Source organism: Mycobacterium sp. PTI7 (assembly GCF_056679845.1).
The window spans coordinates 4011666-4026262 of the sequence record NZ_CM155252.1 but is presented as its reverse complement, the minus strand read 5'-3'; the positions used below and the strand labels follow the sequence as shown (position 1 = coordinate 4026262).

Genomic DNA, 14597 nt, shown 5'->3' with positions numbered 1-14597 from the left:
CGAGGGCCCGAGGTCGAATCCGACCTGGAACCCGGAGTGGTCGCTGCAGGAGTTGCAGCCGACCCAGAGGAACCCGACATGTGGCGGTCAGCTCCTTATCGTTGCGCTCGGGGTGAAAACGATACGCAAGGCGATCGTCGATCTCACACCTCCGTGCCCCCGCGACACTTACGTGTCCTGCTGTGATGGCGGTCGACTTGACGTTCGAACGCTGTCACCATTAGAACACGTTCTAGTGAGAAGCGACGTCTTCTCGCCCCTACGCCAGGAGGCCCGAGATGGCTGTTGCGACCGCTACCGTCACCGATGAACAGTTTGCTGTGCGCGACCTGGTCCGTAGTTGGGCCGGCGGCTCGGGCTCGATCGCCGGCGTCCGCGCGGTGGAACGGGGCGACGCCGACGCCTGGCGCGCGCCCTACCGCAGGCTTGCCGAACTCGGGATCTTCGGCGTCGCGGTGCCCGAGGACCTCGGCGGCGCGGGCAGCAGCGTCGAGGACCTCTGCGCGATGCTCGACGAGGCGGGCGCCGCGCTGGTGCCCGGACCCGTCGCGACCACCGCGCTCGCGACGCTCGTCGTCACCGACCCCGCACTGCTCGACGCCCTGGTCTCCGGTGAGCGCACGGCCGGGCTGGCGCTGACGGCCGACGTCGCCTTCGACGGCACCACCGCGACCGGTAGCGCGGCGATCGTGCTGGGCGCCGAGGTCGGTGGCGTGCTGCTGCTCCCCGCGGGCGACGCCTACGTGATGGTGGACGCCGGCGCCGACGGCGTGACCGTTCACCCCCTGGACGCCACCGACTTCTCCCGGCCGCTGGCGCGCGTCGACCTGGCGTCCGCGCCCGCCGTCCGGCTCGACGTGCCGGGTGCGCGGATCGTCGAGCTGGCCGCGACGCTGTTGGCCGCCGAGTCCGCGGGGCTCGCGCGCTGGATGATGGAGACCGCCACCGAGTACGCCAAGGTGCGTGAGCAGTTCGGCAAGCCGATCGGCAGCTTCCAGGCCGTCAAGCACATGTGCGCCGAGATGCTGCTGCGGTCCCAGCAGATCGCCGTCGCCGCCGCCGACGCCGCCAACGCGGTCGACGACCCCAATCCCGAGCAGCTGTCGATCGCCGTCGCGGTGGCCGCCGCCGTCGGCATCGACGCCTCGAAGGTCAACGCGCGGGACTGCATTCAGGTGCTCGGCGGCATCGGCATCACGTGGGAGCACGATGCGCACCTGTACATGCGGCGCGCGTACGCCAACGCGCAGTTCCTCGGTGGCCGGTCGCGCTGGCTACGCCGGTGCGCGGAGCTGACCCGCGCCGGGGTGCGCAGGCAGCTGCACGTCGACGTCACCGACGGAGAGGACATCAGGCCCGAGATCGCCGGCGTGGTCGCCGACATCGCCGCGCTGCCCGAGGAGAAGCGGCAGGCCGCGCTCGCCGAGACCGGTCTGATGGCGCCGCACTGGCCCAGGCCCTACGGGCGGGCCGCGTCGCCGGCCGAGCAGCTGGTGATCGACCAAGAACTCGACGCCGCAGGAGTGGTGCGGCCGGACATCTCGATCGGCTGGTGGGCCGCACCGACGATCCTCGGCAGCGGCACCGAGGAACAGATCGAGAAGTTCATCCCCGGCACGCTCAACGGCGACGTGTACTGGTGCCAGCTGTTCAGCGAGCCCGGCGCCGGGTCGGACCTCGCGGCGTTGCGCACCAAGGCGGTTCGCGCCGAGGGCGGCTGGAAGCTGACCGGCCAGAAGGTGTGGACGTCCAACGCGCACCGCGCCGACTGGGGCATCTGCCTGGCCCGCACCAACCCCGACGCCCCCAAGCACAAGGGCATCACCTACTTCCTCGTCGACATGAAGTCGCCGGGCATCGACATCCGTCCGCTGCGCGAGATCACCGGCGAGGCGCTGTTCAACGAGGTCTTCTTCGACGACCTGTTCGTGCCCGACGAGATGGTGGTCGGCCCGGTCGACGGCGGCTGGGCGCTGGCCCGCACCACGCTGGCCAACGAGCGCGTCGCGATCGCCACGGGCGGTGCCCTCGACAAGGGCATGGTGCACCTGCTCGAGGTGCTCGGCGACGACGAACTCGACGGCGCCGAGTCCGACCGGCTCGGCGTGCTGATCATCGCCGCCCAGGTCGGCGCGCTGCTCGACCAGCTGATCGCGAAGATGGCCGTGGGCGGCCATGATCCGGGTGCGCCGTCGAGCGTGCGCAAGCTGATCGGCGTGCGGTACCGCCAGTCGCTCGCCGAGGCCATCATGGACGCCCGGCCGGGGTCGGGCATCGTCGATTCGCCCGACGTCCGTTACTTCCTGAACACCCGGTGCCTGTCGATCGCCGGTGGGACGGAGCAGATCCTGCTCACGCTCGCCGGTGAGCGACTGCTCGGCCTACCCCGCTGATGCACTAGGGCCCCTCGCGCCGAACGTTGGTTACCGTCACGGTTTTGCGCGAAAAGCGTGACGGTAACCAACGTTCGTCGAAGGCGGGGGGCTAGTACCTGGTCTGCGCGCAGGCGTCGGGCGAGGTGAGGTTCACGCCGGCGTAGACCACCTGAATGTGCGCGCACACGATGTAGTCGGCGTCGGTCTTCGGTTTGCCCGTCGCCCAGTCCACGGTGCGGGTGTCGCCGTTGAGCACGGCGGGGCCGGGGCCGAAGAACACCGTCGCGAACTCGTTGTCGTTGATGGACTTGAACATTCGCGTGTTCGGCGCGTTGAAGTCCGAGTCGAAGTACATGTTGCGGTCCATCGAGCGCAGTGTCGTCGACTGGCGGCCGTAGAAGTCGTTGGGTAGCGGGATGGGTCCGCCGGGGCCGGCCAGGTTGGCCGACGTGTTGAAGTAGCAGCGGTTGTCGGCCAGCACGCAGTTGGCGGTGGTGTGCATCTCCAGCGTGGTCACCGCGTCGATCGGGATGGACGACGTCGCCGTGTTCAGTGCCGCCGACGACGCCGCCATGGGCGTCAGCGCGGCCAGCGTCAGCCAGGTCGCCGCGAACAGTGCGGTGGTGGTGGCGAACCGTCTCATGGCGCTCCTACTCGGATTGTCTCCCCGGGTCGCTGCGCTGGAGCCACGCTTGCGTGGACGGCCCGCCGACTCGATCCGGGTCACGGTATCCCGCGGCCTACTCGTCATAGGTGACTTCGACGGAATCCGAGGTGGGAGTGGCCTGGCAACCGAGGATGAGGCCCTCGTCGAGGTCGGACGCCTCGAGCACGTCGTTGATCTCCATGTCGACGGCACCGCTCTTCATCAGGACCGCGCACGCGCCGCAGTGTCCCTCGCGGCAGGAGAACGGCGCGTCCAGGCCCTTGTCGAGTAGGACGTCGAGCAACTTCGCGCTGCGCGGCCACCGGATCTCGTGGGTCTCGCCGTCGAGGGTGACCACGGCGGTCGCCGGGCCCTCGTCGGAGTCGTCCTCGGAGATCACGACCGCCGCGAACGGGTCGGACTCGAGCGACTTGAACACCTCGATGTGAATCCGCTCCGGTGCCGTGCCCGCCGCCTGCAACGCCTGTTCGGCCGCCACCATGAACGGGCCGGGACCGCAGATGAACGCGTCGTGCCCTGCGAACGGTGCCACCAGGGTGCCGAGCGACGCTGCCGACGGCAGGCCCTGCACCGTCTCCAGCCAGTGCACGACCGTCAGTCGGTCGGGGTACTTGTCGGCGAGGTCGCGCAGGACGCCGGCGAAGATCACCGACTTCTCGTCGCGGTTGGCGTAGACGAGGACCACCTTGCCGCTGCCCTCGGACAGCGCCGACTTGAGGATCGCCATCATCGGCGTGACGCCGCTGCCGGCGGCGAGCAGCAGGAAGTCGGAGTTCAGCGTCTTGGGGACGAACGTGCCCGACGGGGCCAGGACGTGCATCTTCATGCCGGCGTGGGCGTTGTCGCACAGCCAGTGCGACGCGTACCCGCCGTCGGTCCGCTTGACCGTCACGGCCAGGGCGTCGTCGGTGAAGGGCGAGGTGGACAGCGAGTAGCACCGCGCGACCGAACCGGTGCGGTCGCTGGGGACGCGCAGCGTCAGGAACTGCCCCGGCGAGTAGGTCAGTCGCTCGGGTGAGACCGTCGAGCCCGCGGGCACCTTGAAGACGAGCGACCGCGCGTCGTGGGTCTCGTCGACCACGTCGGCCAACTCCAGCTCGAGCACGTGTGTGCCGAGTGGTTCGTCGGTCATGCCTGCTCACCTCTTCCAGTCGATTCGAGCGTCGAAACTAGAACACGTTACAGTTGAACTAGAACAGGTTACAAAACCGAGCATCCGCAGGTCCAGGAACCGTAGGAACGCCTTACTCGACACAAATCGTAACGTGTTCTAATCTCAAGACCAGAGCTAGTGCGAGCTCCGCGATCCTGGAGGCAATGTCATGACGACCATTGAACAACGCGACGCCCAGTCCGTACTGAGCGGCGTCGACGATCTGCTGCCCCGCATCGCCAAGCGCGCGCAGGCAGCCGAGGATCTGCGTCAGATCCCGGACGAGACCATCGCCGAACTCGACGAGGTCGGCTTCTTCAAGCTCCTGCAGCCCTCGCAGTGGGGCGGCCTGGAATCCGATCCGACGATGTTCTACGAAGCGGTCCGCCGACTCGGCACCGCGTGCGGTTCGACGGCGTGGGTCAGCTCGATCATCGGCGTCCACAACTGGCACCTCGCACTGTTCGATCAGCAGGCGCAGGACGAGGTCTGGGGCGACGACCCGACCGTCCGCGTCTCGTCCTCCTACGCGCCCATGGGCGCCGGCGTCGTGGTTGACGGCGGCTACATGGTGAGCGGCGCATGGCAGTGGTCCTCCGGCTCCGGTCACGCCTCCTGGGCGTTCCTCGGCGGACCGGTCATCAAGGACGGCAAGCCCGTCGACTTCGGCAGCTTCCTGATCCCGCGCAGCGAGTACCGCATCGACGACGTGTGGCACGTGGTGGGCCTCAAGGCCACCGGCAGCAACACCGTCGTCGTGAAGGACGTGTTCGTGCCGCGGCACCGCTTCCTGTCCTACAAGTCGATGAACGACCGCACCGCCGGTGGCCTCACCAACAACACCGCGCCGGTCTACAAGATGCCCTGGGGCACCATGCATCCGACGACGATCACCGCGCCGATCATGGGCATGGCGTACGGCGCGTACGACGCGCACGTCGAGCACCAGGGCAAGCGCGTGCGTGCGGCGTTCGCCGGCGAACGGTCGAAGGACGATCCCTTCGCCAAGATCCGCATCGCCGAGGCCGCCAGCGACATCGACGCCGGTTGGCGACAGCTGATCGGGAACGTCGGCGACGAGTACGCACTCCTCAAGGCAGGGCAGGAGATCCCGTTCGAACTCCGCGCCCGCGCGCGCCGCGACCAGGTGCGTGCCACCGCCCGTGCGATCGCGTCCATCGACCTGCTCTTCGAGGCCTCCGGCGCCACCGCGCTCGAGACCGACAAGCCCGTGCAGCGCTTCTGGCGTGACGCGCACGCCGGCCGGGTGCACGCGGCCAACGAACCCGAGCGCGCGTACATGATCTTCGGCAACGAGGCGTTCGGGCTGCCGCCCCAAGACACGATGGTCTAGCGAGACGGGTTCATGACGTCCTACATACAGGAAACCGAACAGCAGGTCGAGGTCACGTTCGAGAGCACGTCGCGTTACGCGCAGGTTCGTGACGACATGCGTCTGCATTATCACGAAGCAGGCGTAGGCAACTCGGAGACGATCGTGCTGCTGCACGGTGGCGGGCCGGGAGCGTCGAGCTGGTCGAACTTCTCCAAGAACATCGCCGTGCTGGCTCGCCAGTTCCACGTTCTGGCCGTCGACCAGCCCGGTTACGGGCACTCCGACAAGCACACCGAACACGAGCAGTACAACCGCTACAGCGCCACCGCGCTGCTCAACCTGTTCGACAACCTCGGCATCGAACGCGCTGCGCTGGTGGGTAACTCGCTCGGCGGCGGTACCGCGGTGCGGTTCGCGCTGGACAACCCGAAGCGCGCCGGCCGACTGGTGCTGATGGGGCCCGGCGGGCTGAGCGTCAACCTCTTCGCGCCCGATCCGACCGAGGGCGTCAAGCTGCTCGGCCGGTTCACCAACCAACCGACCCGCGAGAACATCGAGAAGTTCCTGCGGATCATGGTCTTCGACCAGAACCTCATCACCGAGGAGCTGATCGACGAGCGGTTCGCCATCGCCAGCCGGCCCGAGTCGCTCGCCGCGGCCAAGGCGATGGGGAAGTCGTTCGCCGGTGCGGACTTCGAGCTGGGCATGATGTGGCGCGAGGTCTACAAGCTGCGCCAGCCGGTACTGCTGATCTGGGGCCGCGAGGACCGGGTGAACCCGCTCGACGGAGCACTGATGGCACTGAAGCAGATCCCACGCGTGCAACTGCACGTGTTCGGTCAGTGCGGCCATTGGGCGCAGCTGGAGAAGTTCGACGAGTTCAACAAGCTGACGGCTGACTTTCTGACTGCTGGCAAGGGGGCAGGCGCATGACCATCCGATCACTGGGATACCTGCGGATCGAGGCCACCGACATGGCGGCCTGGCGCGAATACGGGCTCAAGGTCCTCGGCATGGTCGAGGGCAGCGGCGTCCCCGGCAGCAGCCCGGACGGTGCGCTCTACCTTCGGATGGACGAGTTCCCCGCGCGCCTGGTCATCGTGCCCGGCGAGCACGACCGGCTCCTGCAGTCCGGCTGGGAGACCGCCAACGCCGCAGCACTGCAGGAGATCCGCGCCTCGCTCGACGTCCACGGCACGCCGTACAAGGAAGCCACCGCGGCGGAACTCGCCGACCGCCGCGTCGACGAGATGATCACGTTCGACGACCCGTCGGGCAACACCCTCGAGGTGTTCCACGGCGTGGCACTGGAACACCGTCGCGTCGTCAGCCCGTACGGGCACAGGTTCATCACCGAGGAGCAGGGTCTCGGGCACGTCGTGCTCACCACGCGCGACGACGCCGAGACGCTGCACTTCTACCGCGACGTCCTCGGGTTCAGCCTCCGCGACTCGATGCGCCTGCCGCCGCAGCTGGTCGGCCGGCCCGCCGACGGCGCCCCCGCCTGGCTGCGCTTTCTCGGGGTCAACCCGCGGCACCACAGCCTGGCGTTCATGCCGGGTGAGACCCCCAGTGGCATCGTGCATCTGATGGTCGAGGTCGGCAACGCCGACGACGTCGGGCTGTGCCTGGACCGCGCGCTGCGCCGCAAGGTCAAGATGTCGGCGACCCTCGGCCGCCACGTCAACGACAAGATGCTGTCGTTCTACATGAAGACCCCCGGTGGCTTCGACGTCGAGTTCGGTTGCGAGGGGCTCGAAGTCGAGGACGACGACAGGTGGGTGGCGCGCGAGAGCACCGCGGTCAGCCTGTGGGGCCACGACTTCAGCGTCGGCTTCAAGTAGCGACGATGAGCACGGAGATCGATCCGCGCACGTTCCGGCACGTGCTCGGTCAGTTCTGCACGGGCATCACGATCATCACCACGGTTCACGACGACGAGCCGGTCGGCTTCGCCTGCCAGTCGTTCGCCGCGCTGTCCCTCGACCCGCCGCTGGTGTTGTTCTGCCCCACCAAGCAGTCCCGGTCGTGGCAGGCCATCGAGGCCAGCGGCACGTTCTGCGTCAACGTGCTGCACGAACACCAGCAGCACGTCTCGGCCCGCTTCGGTTCCCGGGAGCCGGACAAGTTCGCCGGGATCGACTGGGAGCCGTCGCCGTTGGGTTCGCCGATCATCGCGGATTCGCTGGCCCACATCGACTGCTCGGTGAACTCGGTCCACGACGGCGGTGACCACTTCGTCGTCTTCGGTGCGGTGCACTCGCTGTCGGAGATCCCGAAGTTGAAGCCCCGACCGCTGCTGTTCTACCGCGGCGAGTACACGGGCATCGAACCCGACAAGAACACGCCCGCGCAGTGGCGCGACGATCTCGAGGCGTTCCTCACGACCACCACCGCCGACACCTGGCTCTAGTCGCCGGTCCGGGTCAACGCCAGCTCCAGGTCGAAGGTGGTGTCGCAGCCGCCGGTCACCACCTGGCGTGCGGTGCCCGCGACGACCGGGAACGGGTCAGCCGGCGGTTCCGGCATCGGGTAGGTGCTGTCGGTGACGTGGCGCGCGGTCTCGACGCCGGGGCAGTCGGCACGCAGCGGCGGCGTCGTCCCCGTCCACCGGCCGTCGGCGAACGTCAGCGCGAGAACCTGCGTGCCGTCACCGCGCAGCAGCGTCTGGCAGCGGTCACCCGAACGCAGACAACGGGTTTCGCCACGATAGAACTCGTCGGGGAAGGTGGTACCCGTCGCAGGGTGCACCTGCCGGTACGTGTACTTGCCGCGCAGGCCGACGGCGGGGGACCGCACGTACGGAGGCTGCTCCGCGGGGTCGGCGAGTTCGATCCTCGGGTTGGCGTCGGCCACCCGGGTCAACTCCAGCGTGCGCTCACCGGTGCAGGCGCCGACGGCGGACGCCTCGTCGTAGGTGCCGGTGATCGTGTCCCCACCACCCGGGGTGAGGGTGATGGCCGTCCACACCTCGGTGTCCAGCGCCTCGCCGGTGGCCTGGGGCGTGCACGTCCCCGGATCGGCGGCCACGGCGGTCCATCGGCCGTCGGCGTAGTCGAAGACCTTGGTGCGGAACGGAATCCCGTCGGTGCGGTTGGGGTCGACGATGGACACCGTGGCGACGCAGCGATCGTCGGCGCAGGTCGATCGCGCCACCCAGGTGTCGGATCCGTCGCCCGGCAGGTATCGCACGCTGTAGGTGCCGTCGAACGTGGGGCCGGCGGGCGCCGATTCCGCCGGGGTGCCGCCGTCGGATGCGCAGCCCGCGAGCAGTGTGGCGAGCCCGAGGAGCGCGGGCAGACGTCTCACGACGGCGCCCCGTCGCCGAGCCGGTCGAGTATCACGTCGAGGGTGAGTGAACCCCGGCACGGGCCCGTCTGCTTGGTGCGCTGAGTTCCCGTCAGCCTCGTGATGGGGTCGGACAACCGTTGTGGCAGATCGTATTCGCCGGTGAGCACGGATCTCCCGACCGCGCCGTCGGGGCAGGGTGAGTCGGTGGGCGCGCCGGCCGACGTCCACCGCCCGTCGGCGAAGACGAGGACCAGGATGGCCTTCGAGTCCGAGTCGAGGAAGTAGCTCAGGCATCGCCCGCCCGTGCGCAGGCATCGGGTGTCGCCGGAGTACGTCGTCGGCGGATACACCTGCCCGGTCCGGGGATTGGTCTGCACCTCTCGGTAGCGACCCCGCAACGCGGTCGCGGGTGACGGCTCCCGGGGCCGCTCGGCGCCGGGGTCGGCGACGGCCACCGCGGGGTCGGCGTCACCGGTCCGGGTGACCGTGACGGACTGGGTGCCGTTGCGGCATGCACCGCCCACCGAGGACCGGTTGGTGTACGTGCCCGTGAACGTGTCGTCGGTCCCGGGCCGCAGGACGTAGGTCTGCCAGCCCTGGACGGCGAGGGTCTCGCCCCGGGAGTTCGTGCACTCCGCGGGGACCTCGGTGACCGACACCCAGCCGTCGTCGACGTAGTCGAACACCATGGTCGGCGGTCGGGGATCGCCGCGGCTTCCCCCGGGCGCCTCCGTCGCCGTCGCGACGCAGCCGGTGTCCGCGCACGACGTCCTCGCCACCCACGTCGCCTGGCCCGCGGTGTCATCGACCTCGTCGCCCGACACCGTGGTTCGCGGTCCGAACTCCACGCGGAAGGTCCCGTCCAGCGCAGGTGCGGACGGCACGTCCGCCGCGGTGTCCGTCGCGCAGGACGTCAGGACCGAGCACGCGGCGGCCAGCACCGCGACCCTTCGGCGCACGCGTGCGCCGAGCGCGGGACTCATTCCCCGTCCCGGGCTCCGGTCCGGGCGACGACGAATTCCGCGACGGCGGCCGCCACCTCGCGGTGCGTGACGTCGTTGAGGATGTCGTGCCGTCCGCCGGAGATCTCGAGGAGTGACAACGCGTCGATCTGCTCGGCGTAGGCGCGGACCGCGCCCACGTCGGCGATCGGATCGTCCTCGCCGTGCACCGCCAGTGTCGGGATCGCCAGGCCGGGCAGGTCGTGGCCGAATCGGTCCCACCCGCGGTCGAGTTCACGGGTCAGCGACTTGCCGTCGGCGTCGACGAACGCCAGCGGATCGTTCTCCAGGCCGTCGAGGTAGAACTCGTCGCCCGACAGCCACGCCGGGTCGAGGTCCAGGGAGGTGTCGACGTCGAGGAAGGCCGGGACGGCGACGAGCGGAGCGCCGGAGATGATCGCGGCCCGGTACCGGTCCGGGGCGTCGAGGACCCGGAACAGGGTGACGATCGATCCGAACGAGTGGCCGGCCGCCACCAGCGGCAGGCCGGGCGTGGCGTCCTCGACTCGCCGGGTCAGCTCGTCGGCCAGTGCCGAGGAGTGCTCGATGGTGCCGAAGTCGCCGCGCGGGCCCGGGCTCAGGCCGTGGCCGAGCTGGTCGACCGCCCAGACGTCGATTCCCCTGGCGTTCAGGGCGAACGCGTAACGGTGGTAGAGCCCAGTGTGTTCGCCGAAGCCGTGCAGGAACACCACCGCGGCCGACGGGTTCTCGGCCGCCCAGTGGCGGTAGTAGGCGCGCTCCGAGGAGGGGGAGGTGATGTCGAGGAACGGCATGGTTCGACGCTAGGGCACCGGGGGCCGCCGGCGCTCGCGGTTCACCCGGACGTGGCGTCGAGGATCAGGCGCACAGTCTGCTCGGGCTGGTCCCAATGCGGGAAGTGTCCGCAGTCGTCGAACCAGTGCATCGTGGCCTGTGGGTAGAGCTGCTGAGCGCGCTGCGCCTGGCTGGGGAAGGTGACCCGGTCGCTGCGACCCCATCCGATCGTCACCCTCGCGCGAGTCGAACCATGTTCCGGGCCTTCCTGTTTGGGTCCGTGGATCAGCGCTCGCACCGCGTCGTCGATGCTGGCGGACTTCGCGAATCCGCGGAGTTCGCTGAGCACCAATTCGGGGGGCAGCCGCCACGGCTTCGCCGAGAACTGCAGCAGCAGCGCCGTCCGGCCGACGGTGCTGCGGCTCAGCGTGGGCAACACGGGTTGGATCCGCTTGACCAGGGCGATCGAGGGGATCACGGTCGCGCCGAAGTACCGCACCTGGCCGTCGGTCCAGAAGCCGCCGGGGTCGAGGGCCACCACGTTGCCGCGGTGGCCTCGGCGGGCCATTTCGAGGACCATGCGTGCGCCCATCGAACTGCCGACGACGTCGACCCCGTCCAGACCCTGCTCGGAGATGAACTCCTCGACGGCGTCGGTGAGCGTCGCGACGCTCACCTCACCGCCGAGCGGTGGGCTGTCGCCGAAACCGGGCAGGTCGACGGCGTAGACCGTGCGCTCGCGGGCGAGCGACGGAACCACGAGATCCCAGTTGTGCAGGTTGGAGATGCCGTGCACGAGCAGAAGTGGCCTGCCTGTGCCGGTCGTCACGAAGCGCATGCGGTCGAGTACCCGATCGCCCTCGGGCGAATCAGTGCCCGTCCCCACCGAGGAGGACGGCCCGCATCTCGCGCATGCGGTGTTCGATCGCGTCGACCACGGCGGCGACCTCGGGTCTGCGCAGCGTCTCGGCCCGCGTCACCAGCCAGTAGGTCAGTTGCAGCGCGATCACGCCGGGAAGCACCCGGACCAGGTCGTCGTGGCGGTCGGCCATGAAGCACGGCAGCAGACCGAGGCCCGCGGCGGCGCGGGTCGCCTCGACGTGGACGAACACGTTCGTCGAGGTCACCGATTCGCGCATCCCGGGCGCGACCGCGCGGGCCAGGTCGAGGTCATCGACGTGCAGCATCGAGTCGATGAAGTAGACGAGCGGATGGCCCGACAGGTCGGCCCGTGACGCGGGCGCGCCGTGCCGGTCGAGGTAGTCGCGGGAACCGTAGAGGCCGAGGCGGTAGTCGCCGAGCCGGATGGCCTGGGCGCGATGCACCTGGGGCTCGCCGACCACCACCTCGACGTCCAGGCCCGAGCGCTGCTGGGTGGCGCGCCGGGTGGTGGCGACGAGTTCGACCGCGACGCCCGGGTGGCGCCGCTGGACGTCGGCCGCGGCGGGAGCGGCGACGTAGGCGCTGAAGCCGTCGGTGGCCGACATCCGGACCACGCCGGTCAGGGCCCGGGTGCCCGTGGGACCGGCCGAGAGCCCACGCACCGCGTCGTCGACGGCCTCGGCCGCCGAGAGCGCGCTGCGGCCCAGGTCGGTCAGCTCCCAGCCGCCGGCGACGCGCACCAGGAGACGTCCACCGAGCGTCTGTTCGAGGGCTGCGATACGCCGCGAGATGGTGGTGTGGTTGATGCCGAGTTCGTCGGCGGCGATCACGTACCGGCCGGAGCGGGCGACCGCCAGCAGCACCAGGAGGTCGTCAGCGCTCGGCGCGGCCATCTCTGCATTTTCGCAGACCGACACTGCAGCCGTGCCCATTGCACTCGATTCCACCTGCAGGAATACTCAGTGACCATGTGTGCCGCGTCACAACGGAAGGTGGTCTGATGAGCAGCCCCATAACGACCGGTCTGAAGCGGGTGGTCGTCGCTTCCATGGCCGGCACGGTCGTCGAGTGGTACGAGTTCTTCCTCTACGGCACTGCCGCGACCCTGGTGTTCAACAAGATCTTCTTCTCGGAGACCACCAGTGAGCTGAACGCGATCTTCCTGGCGTTCGCCACCTACGCGGTCGGCTTCGTCGCCCGCCCGGTCGGCGGCGTGGTGTTCGGCCACTACGGCGACAAGTTCGGTCGCAAGAAGCTCCTGCAGTTCAGCCTGTTGCTGGTCGGCGCCGCGACGTTCCTGATGGGCTGCCTGCCGACCTTCGGGCAGATCGGCTACTGGGCCCCGGGCCTCCTGGTGGCGCTGCGGTTCATCCAGGGCTTCGCCGTCGGCGGCGAATGGGGTGGCGCGATCCTGCTGGTGGCCGAGCACAGTCCCGACCGCCAGCGCGGATTCTGGGCCAGCTGGCCGCAGGCTGGCGTGCCGGTGGGCAACCTGCTCGCGACCATCGTGCTGCTCGCCCTCACCGGGACGCTGTCCGACGAGGCGTTCCTGTCCTGGGGCTGGCGCGTGGCGTTCTGGCTGTCCGCGGTGGTCGTGCTGGTCGGCTACTACATCCGCACCAAGGTCACCGACGCCCCGATCTTCGTGGCCGCACAGGAGGAGGCCGAGCGGATCAAGGCGACGTCGTTCAGCGTCGTCGAGGTGCTCAAGCGCTACCCGCGCGGCGTCTTCACCGCGATGGGCCTGCGGTTCGGCGAGAACATCATGTACTACCTGGTGGTCACGTTCTCGATCACGTATCTCAAGGTCCAGGTCGGGGCCGACACCAGCTCGATCCTCTGGTACCTGCTGGTCGCCCACGCGGTGCACTTCGCCGCGGTGCCGATCGTCGGGCACCTCGCCGACCGCTTCGGCCGCAAGCCCGTCTACATGGTGGGCGCCGTCCTCGGGGCGTCGTGGGGCTTCTTCGCGTTCCCGATGATGAACAGCGGCAACTACGCTGTCGTAACGGCCGCGGTCACGATCGGCCTGATGATTCACGCGTTCATGTACGCGCCGCAGCCCGCGATCATGGCGGAGATGTTCCCCACCCGGATGCGGTACTCCGGTGTGTCGCTGGGCTACCAGGTGACGTCCATCGTGGCGGGTTCGCTGGCGCCGCTGATCGCGGTGAAGCTGCTCGACGTGTACGACTCGTCGGTGCCGATCGCCATCTACCTGGCGGTGGCGTGTGCCATCACGTTCGTCGCCGTGCTGGTCTCCCGTGAGACCAACGGCATCGACCTGAAGTCGCTCGACGTCGCCGACGCCGAGGAGCTGGCTGCCGAGCAGCGCCGGGCCGCCGTCTGATGCCGGATCTGGACGGCCGCTCCGCCCTGGTGACGGGTGGGGCGAGCGGGATCGGCGCGGCCTGCGCGAAGGCACTCGCCGGCCTGGGGGCCACCGTGACGATCGCCGACGTGGACGCCGACGCCGCGGAGTCGCTGGCCGTCGAACTCGGCGGCAGCTCGTGGGCCGTCGACCTCCTGGACGTGGCGGTGCTCGAGACGCTGACCCTCGAGACCGACGTGCTGGTTAACAACGCCGGCATCCAGACCGTCGCCCCGATCCCCGAATTCGATCCCGCGCGCTTCCGCGCGATGCAGGCGCTGATGGTCGAGGCGCCGTTCCTGCTGATCCGTGCCGCCCTTCCGCACATGTACGCCCAGGGCTTCGGGCGCATCGTCAACGTGTCCTCGGTCCACGGTCTGCGGGCATCGGAGTTCAAGGTCGCCTACGTGACCGCCAAGCACGCGCTGGAGGGGCTGTCGAAGGTGACGGCGCTCGAGGGCGGCGCGCACGGCGTCACCAGCAACTGCGTCAACCCGGGCTACGTCCGTACCCCGCTGGTGACCAAGCAGATCGCCGACCAGGCCCGCACCCACGGGATCTCCGAGGACGAGGTGCTCGACAAGGTCCTGCTGACCGAGAGCGCGGTGAAGCGACTGGTCGAACCCGACGAGGTCGGATCGCTGGTCGCGTGGCTCGCCTCGTCGAATGCAGGCATGGTGACCGGCGCGTCCTACACGATGGACGGCGGCTGGTCGGCCCGATAGTCACCCGTCGCCACGCGCCGAGGTATGACGTTTCGACGTCAGT

The 14597-nt window shown here is 69.2% G+C and carries 14 protein-coding genes; 7 read left to right on the top strand and 7 right to left on the bottom strand.

What is annotated here, in order from left to right:
- The first annotated feature begins 278 nt into the window (after positions 1–278).
- On the top strand, positions 279–2393 hold the full coding sequence (locus AC1MEY_RS19390; RefSeq protein WP_480227050.1) for an acyl-CoA dehydrogenase family protein: 2115 nt from the start codon (positions 279–281) through the stop codon (positions 2391–2393).
- 91 nt (positions 2394–2484) lie between these two features.
- On the opposite strand, the gene AC1MEY_RS19385 is transcribed toward AC1MEY_RS19390, so the two are convergent.
- A complete protein-coding gene (locus tag AC1MEY_RS19385) occupies positions 2485–3018 on the bottom strand; it encodes a hypothetical protein (protein ID WP_480227049.1) in 534 nt (177 codons plus the stop codon).
- Between the two features lie 97 nt (positions 3019–3115).
- Positions 3116–4174, bottom strand: coding sequence for a 2Fe-2S iron-sulfur cluster-binding protein (locus tag AC1MEY_RS19380; protein WP_480227048.1), 1059 nt, complete (start codon positions 4172–4174; stop codon positions 3116–3118).
- A 190-nt stretch (positions 4175–4364) separates the two neighbouring features.
- Between AC1MEY_RS19380 and hsaA the strand changes: the two genes are divergently transcribed.
- The 4 genes from hsaA to hsaB are packed head-to-tail and all read left to right on the top strand — an operon-like array spanning position 4365 to position 7944.
- Entirely contained in the window at positions 4365–5549 is a 1185-nt protein-coding gene (gene hsaA, locus AC1MEY_RS19375) for a 3-hydroxy-9,10-secoandrosta-1,3,5(10)-triene-9,17-dione monooxygenase oxygenase subunit (protein ID WP_480227047.1), read from the top strand.
- Positions 5550–5561: 12 nt separating this feature from the next.
- On the top strand, positions 5562–6464 hold the full coding sequence (hsaD, locus tag AC1MEY_RS19370; RefSeq protein WP_480227046.1) for a 4,5:9,10-diseco-3-hydroxy-5,9,17-trioxoandrosta-1(10),2-diene-4-oate hydrolase: 903 nt from the start codon (positions 5562–5564) through the stop codon (positions 6462–6464).
- Positions 6461–7375: an iron-dependent extradiol dioxygenase HsaC gene (gene hsaC / locus AC1MEY_RS19365; protein ID WP_480227045.1), complete on the top strand. Its 915-nt coding sequence runs from the start codon at positions 6461–6463 to the stop codon at positions 7373–7375. Before hsaD ends, hsaC begins: the two co-directional genes overlap by 4 nt.
- Positions 7376–7380: 5 nt before the next feature.
- A complete protein-coding gene (gene hsaB / locus AC1MEY_RS19360) occupies positions 7381–7944 on the top strand; it encodes a 3-hydroxy-9,10-secoandrosta-1,3,5(10)-triene-9,17-dione monooxygenase reductase subunit (protein WP_480227044.1) in 564 nt (187 codons plus the stop codon).
- On the opposite strand, the gene AC1MEY_RS19355 is transcribed toward hsaB, so the two are convergent.
- From AC1MEY_RS19355 to AC1MEY_RS19335, 5 genes are read right to left on the bottom strand one after another with little or no spacing between them, the layout of a single operon-like run.
- Complete coding sequence (locus tag AC1MEY_RS19355; RefSeq protein ID WP_480227043.1) at positions 7941–8840, bottom strand: hypothetical protein; 900 nt, start codon at positions 8838–8840, stop codon at positions 7941–7943. The genes hsaB and AC1MEY_RS19355 overlap by 4 nt on opposite strands.
- Complete coding sequence (locus AC1MEY_RS19350) at positions 8837–9805, bottom strand: Rv2253/PknI dimerization domain-containing protein (protein ID WP_480227042.1); 969 nt, start codon at positions 9803–9805, stop codon at positions 8837–8839. Before AC1MEY_RS19350 ends, AC1MEY_RS19355 begins: the two co-directional genes overlap by 4 nt.
- Positions 9802–10596, bottom strand: a complete 795-nt coding sequence (locus AC1MEY_RS19345) for an alpha/beta fold hydrolase (protein ID WP_480227041.1) — start codon at positions 10594–10596, stop codon at positions 9802–9804. Before AC1MEY_RS19345 ends, AC1MEY_RS19350 begins: the two co-directional genes overlap by 4 nt.
- A gap of 41 nt (positions 10597–10637) precedes the next feature.
- Positions 10638–11414 carry an alpha/beta fold hydrolase gene (locus tag AC1MEY_RS19340; protein WP_480227040.1) on the bottom strand — a complete coding sequence of 259 codons (777 nt, stop codon included), beginning with the start codon at positions 11412–11414 and terminating at the stop codon, positions 10638–10640.
- Positions 11415–11445: 31 nt separating this feature from the next.
- The gene (locus AC1MEY_RS19335) at positions 11446–12390 is read right to left on the bottom strand and encodes a LysR family transcriptional regulator (protein WP_480227039.1); all 945 of its coding nucleotides are present in this window, start codon (positions 12388–12390) and stop codon (positions 11446–11448) included.
- Between the two features lie 68 nt (positions 12391–12458).
- Here AC1MEY_RS19335 and AC1MEY_RS19330 point away from each other — a divergent pair, with 68 nt between their 5' ends.
- Positions 12459–13808: an MFS transporter gene (locus AC1MEY_RS19330; protein ID WP_480227038.1), complete on the top strand. Its 1350-nt coding sequence runs from the start codon at positions 12459–12461 to the stop codon at positions 13806–13808.
- Entirely contained in the window at positions 13808–14554 is a 747-nt protein-coding gene (locus AC1MEY_RS19325; protein WP_480227037.1) for a 3-hydroxybutyrate dehydrogenase, read from the top strand. Before AC1MEY_RS19330 ends, AC1MEY_RS19325 begins: the two co-directional genes overlap by 1 nt.
- Positions 14555–14597: the final 43 nt, after the last annotated feature.

Bases quoted from the DNA above. Each gene is read 5' to 3' on its own strand.
- AC1MEY_RS19390 (WP_480227050.1), top strand. From the start codon at position 279: ATGGCTGTTGCGACCGCTACCGTCACCGATGAACAGTTTGCTGTGCGC.
- AC1MEY_RS19385 (WP_480227049.1), bottom strand. From the start codon at position 3,018: ATGAGACGGTTCGCCACCACCACCGCACTGTTCGCGGCGACCTGGCTG.
- AC1MEY_RS19380 (WP_480227048.1), bottom strand. From the start codon at position 4,174: ATGACCGACGAACCACTCGGCACACACGTGCTCGAGCTGGAGTTGGCC.
- hsaA (WP_480227047.1), top strand. From the start codon at position 4,365: ATGACGACCATTGAACAACGCGACGCCCAGTCCGTACTGAGCGGCGTC.
- hsaD (WP_480227046.1), top strand. From the start codon at position 5,562: ATGACGTCCTACATACAGGAAACCGAACAGCAGGTCGAGGTCACGTTC.
- hsaC (WP_480227045.1), top strand. From the start codon at position 6,461: ATGACCATCCGATCACTGGGATACCTGCGGATCGAGGCCACCGACATG.
- hsaB (WP_480227044.1), top strand. From the start codon at position 7,381: ATGAGCACGGAGATCGATCCGCGCACGTTCCGGCACGTGCTCGGTCAG.
- AC1MEY_RS19350 (WP_480227042.1), bottom strand. From the start codon at position 9,805: ATGAGTCCCGCGCTCGGCGCACGCGTGCGCCGAAGGGTCGCGGTGCTG.
- AC1MEY_RS19345 (WP_480227041.1), bottom strand. From the start codon at position 10,596: ATGCCGTTCCTCGACATCACCTCCCCCTCCTCGGAGCGCGCCTACTAC.
- AC1MEY_RS19340 (WP_480227040.1), bottom strand. From the start codon at position 11,414: ATGCGCTTCGTGACGACCGGCACAGGCAGGCCACTTCTGCTCGTGCAC.
- AC1MEY_RS19335 (WP_480227039.1), bottom strand. From the start codon at position 12,390: ATGGGCACGGCTGCAGTGTCGGTCTGCGAAAATGCAGAGATGGCCGCG.
- AC1MEY_RS19330 (WP_480227038.1), top strand. From the start codon at position 12,459: ATGAGCAGCCCCATAACGACCGGTCTGAAGCGGGTGGTCGTCGCTTCC.
- AC1MEY_RS19325 (WP_480227037.1), top strand. From the start codon at position 13,808: ATGCCGGATCTGGACGGCCGCTCCGCCCTGGTGACGGGTGGGGCGAGC.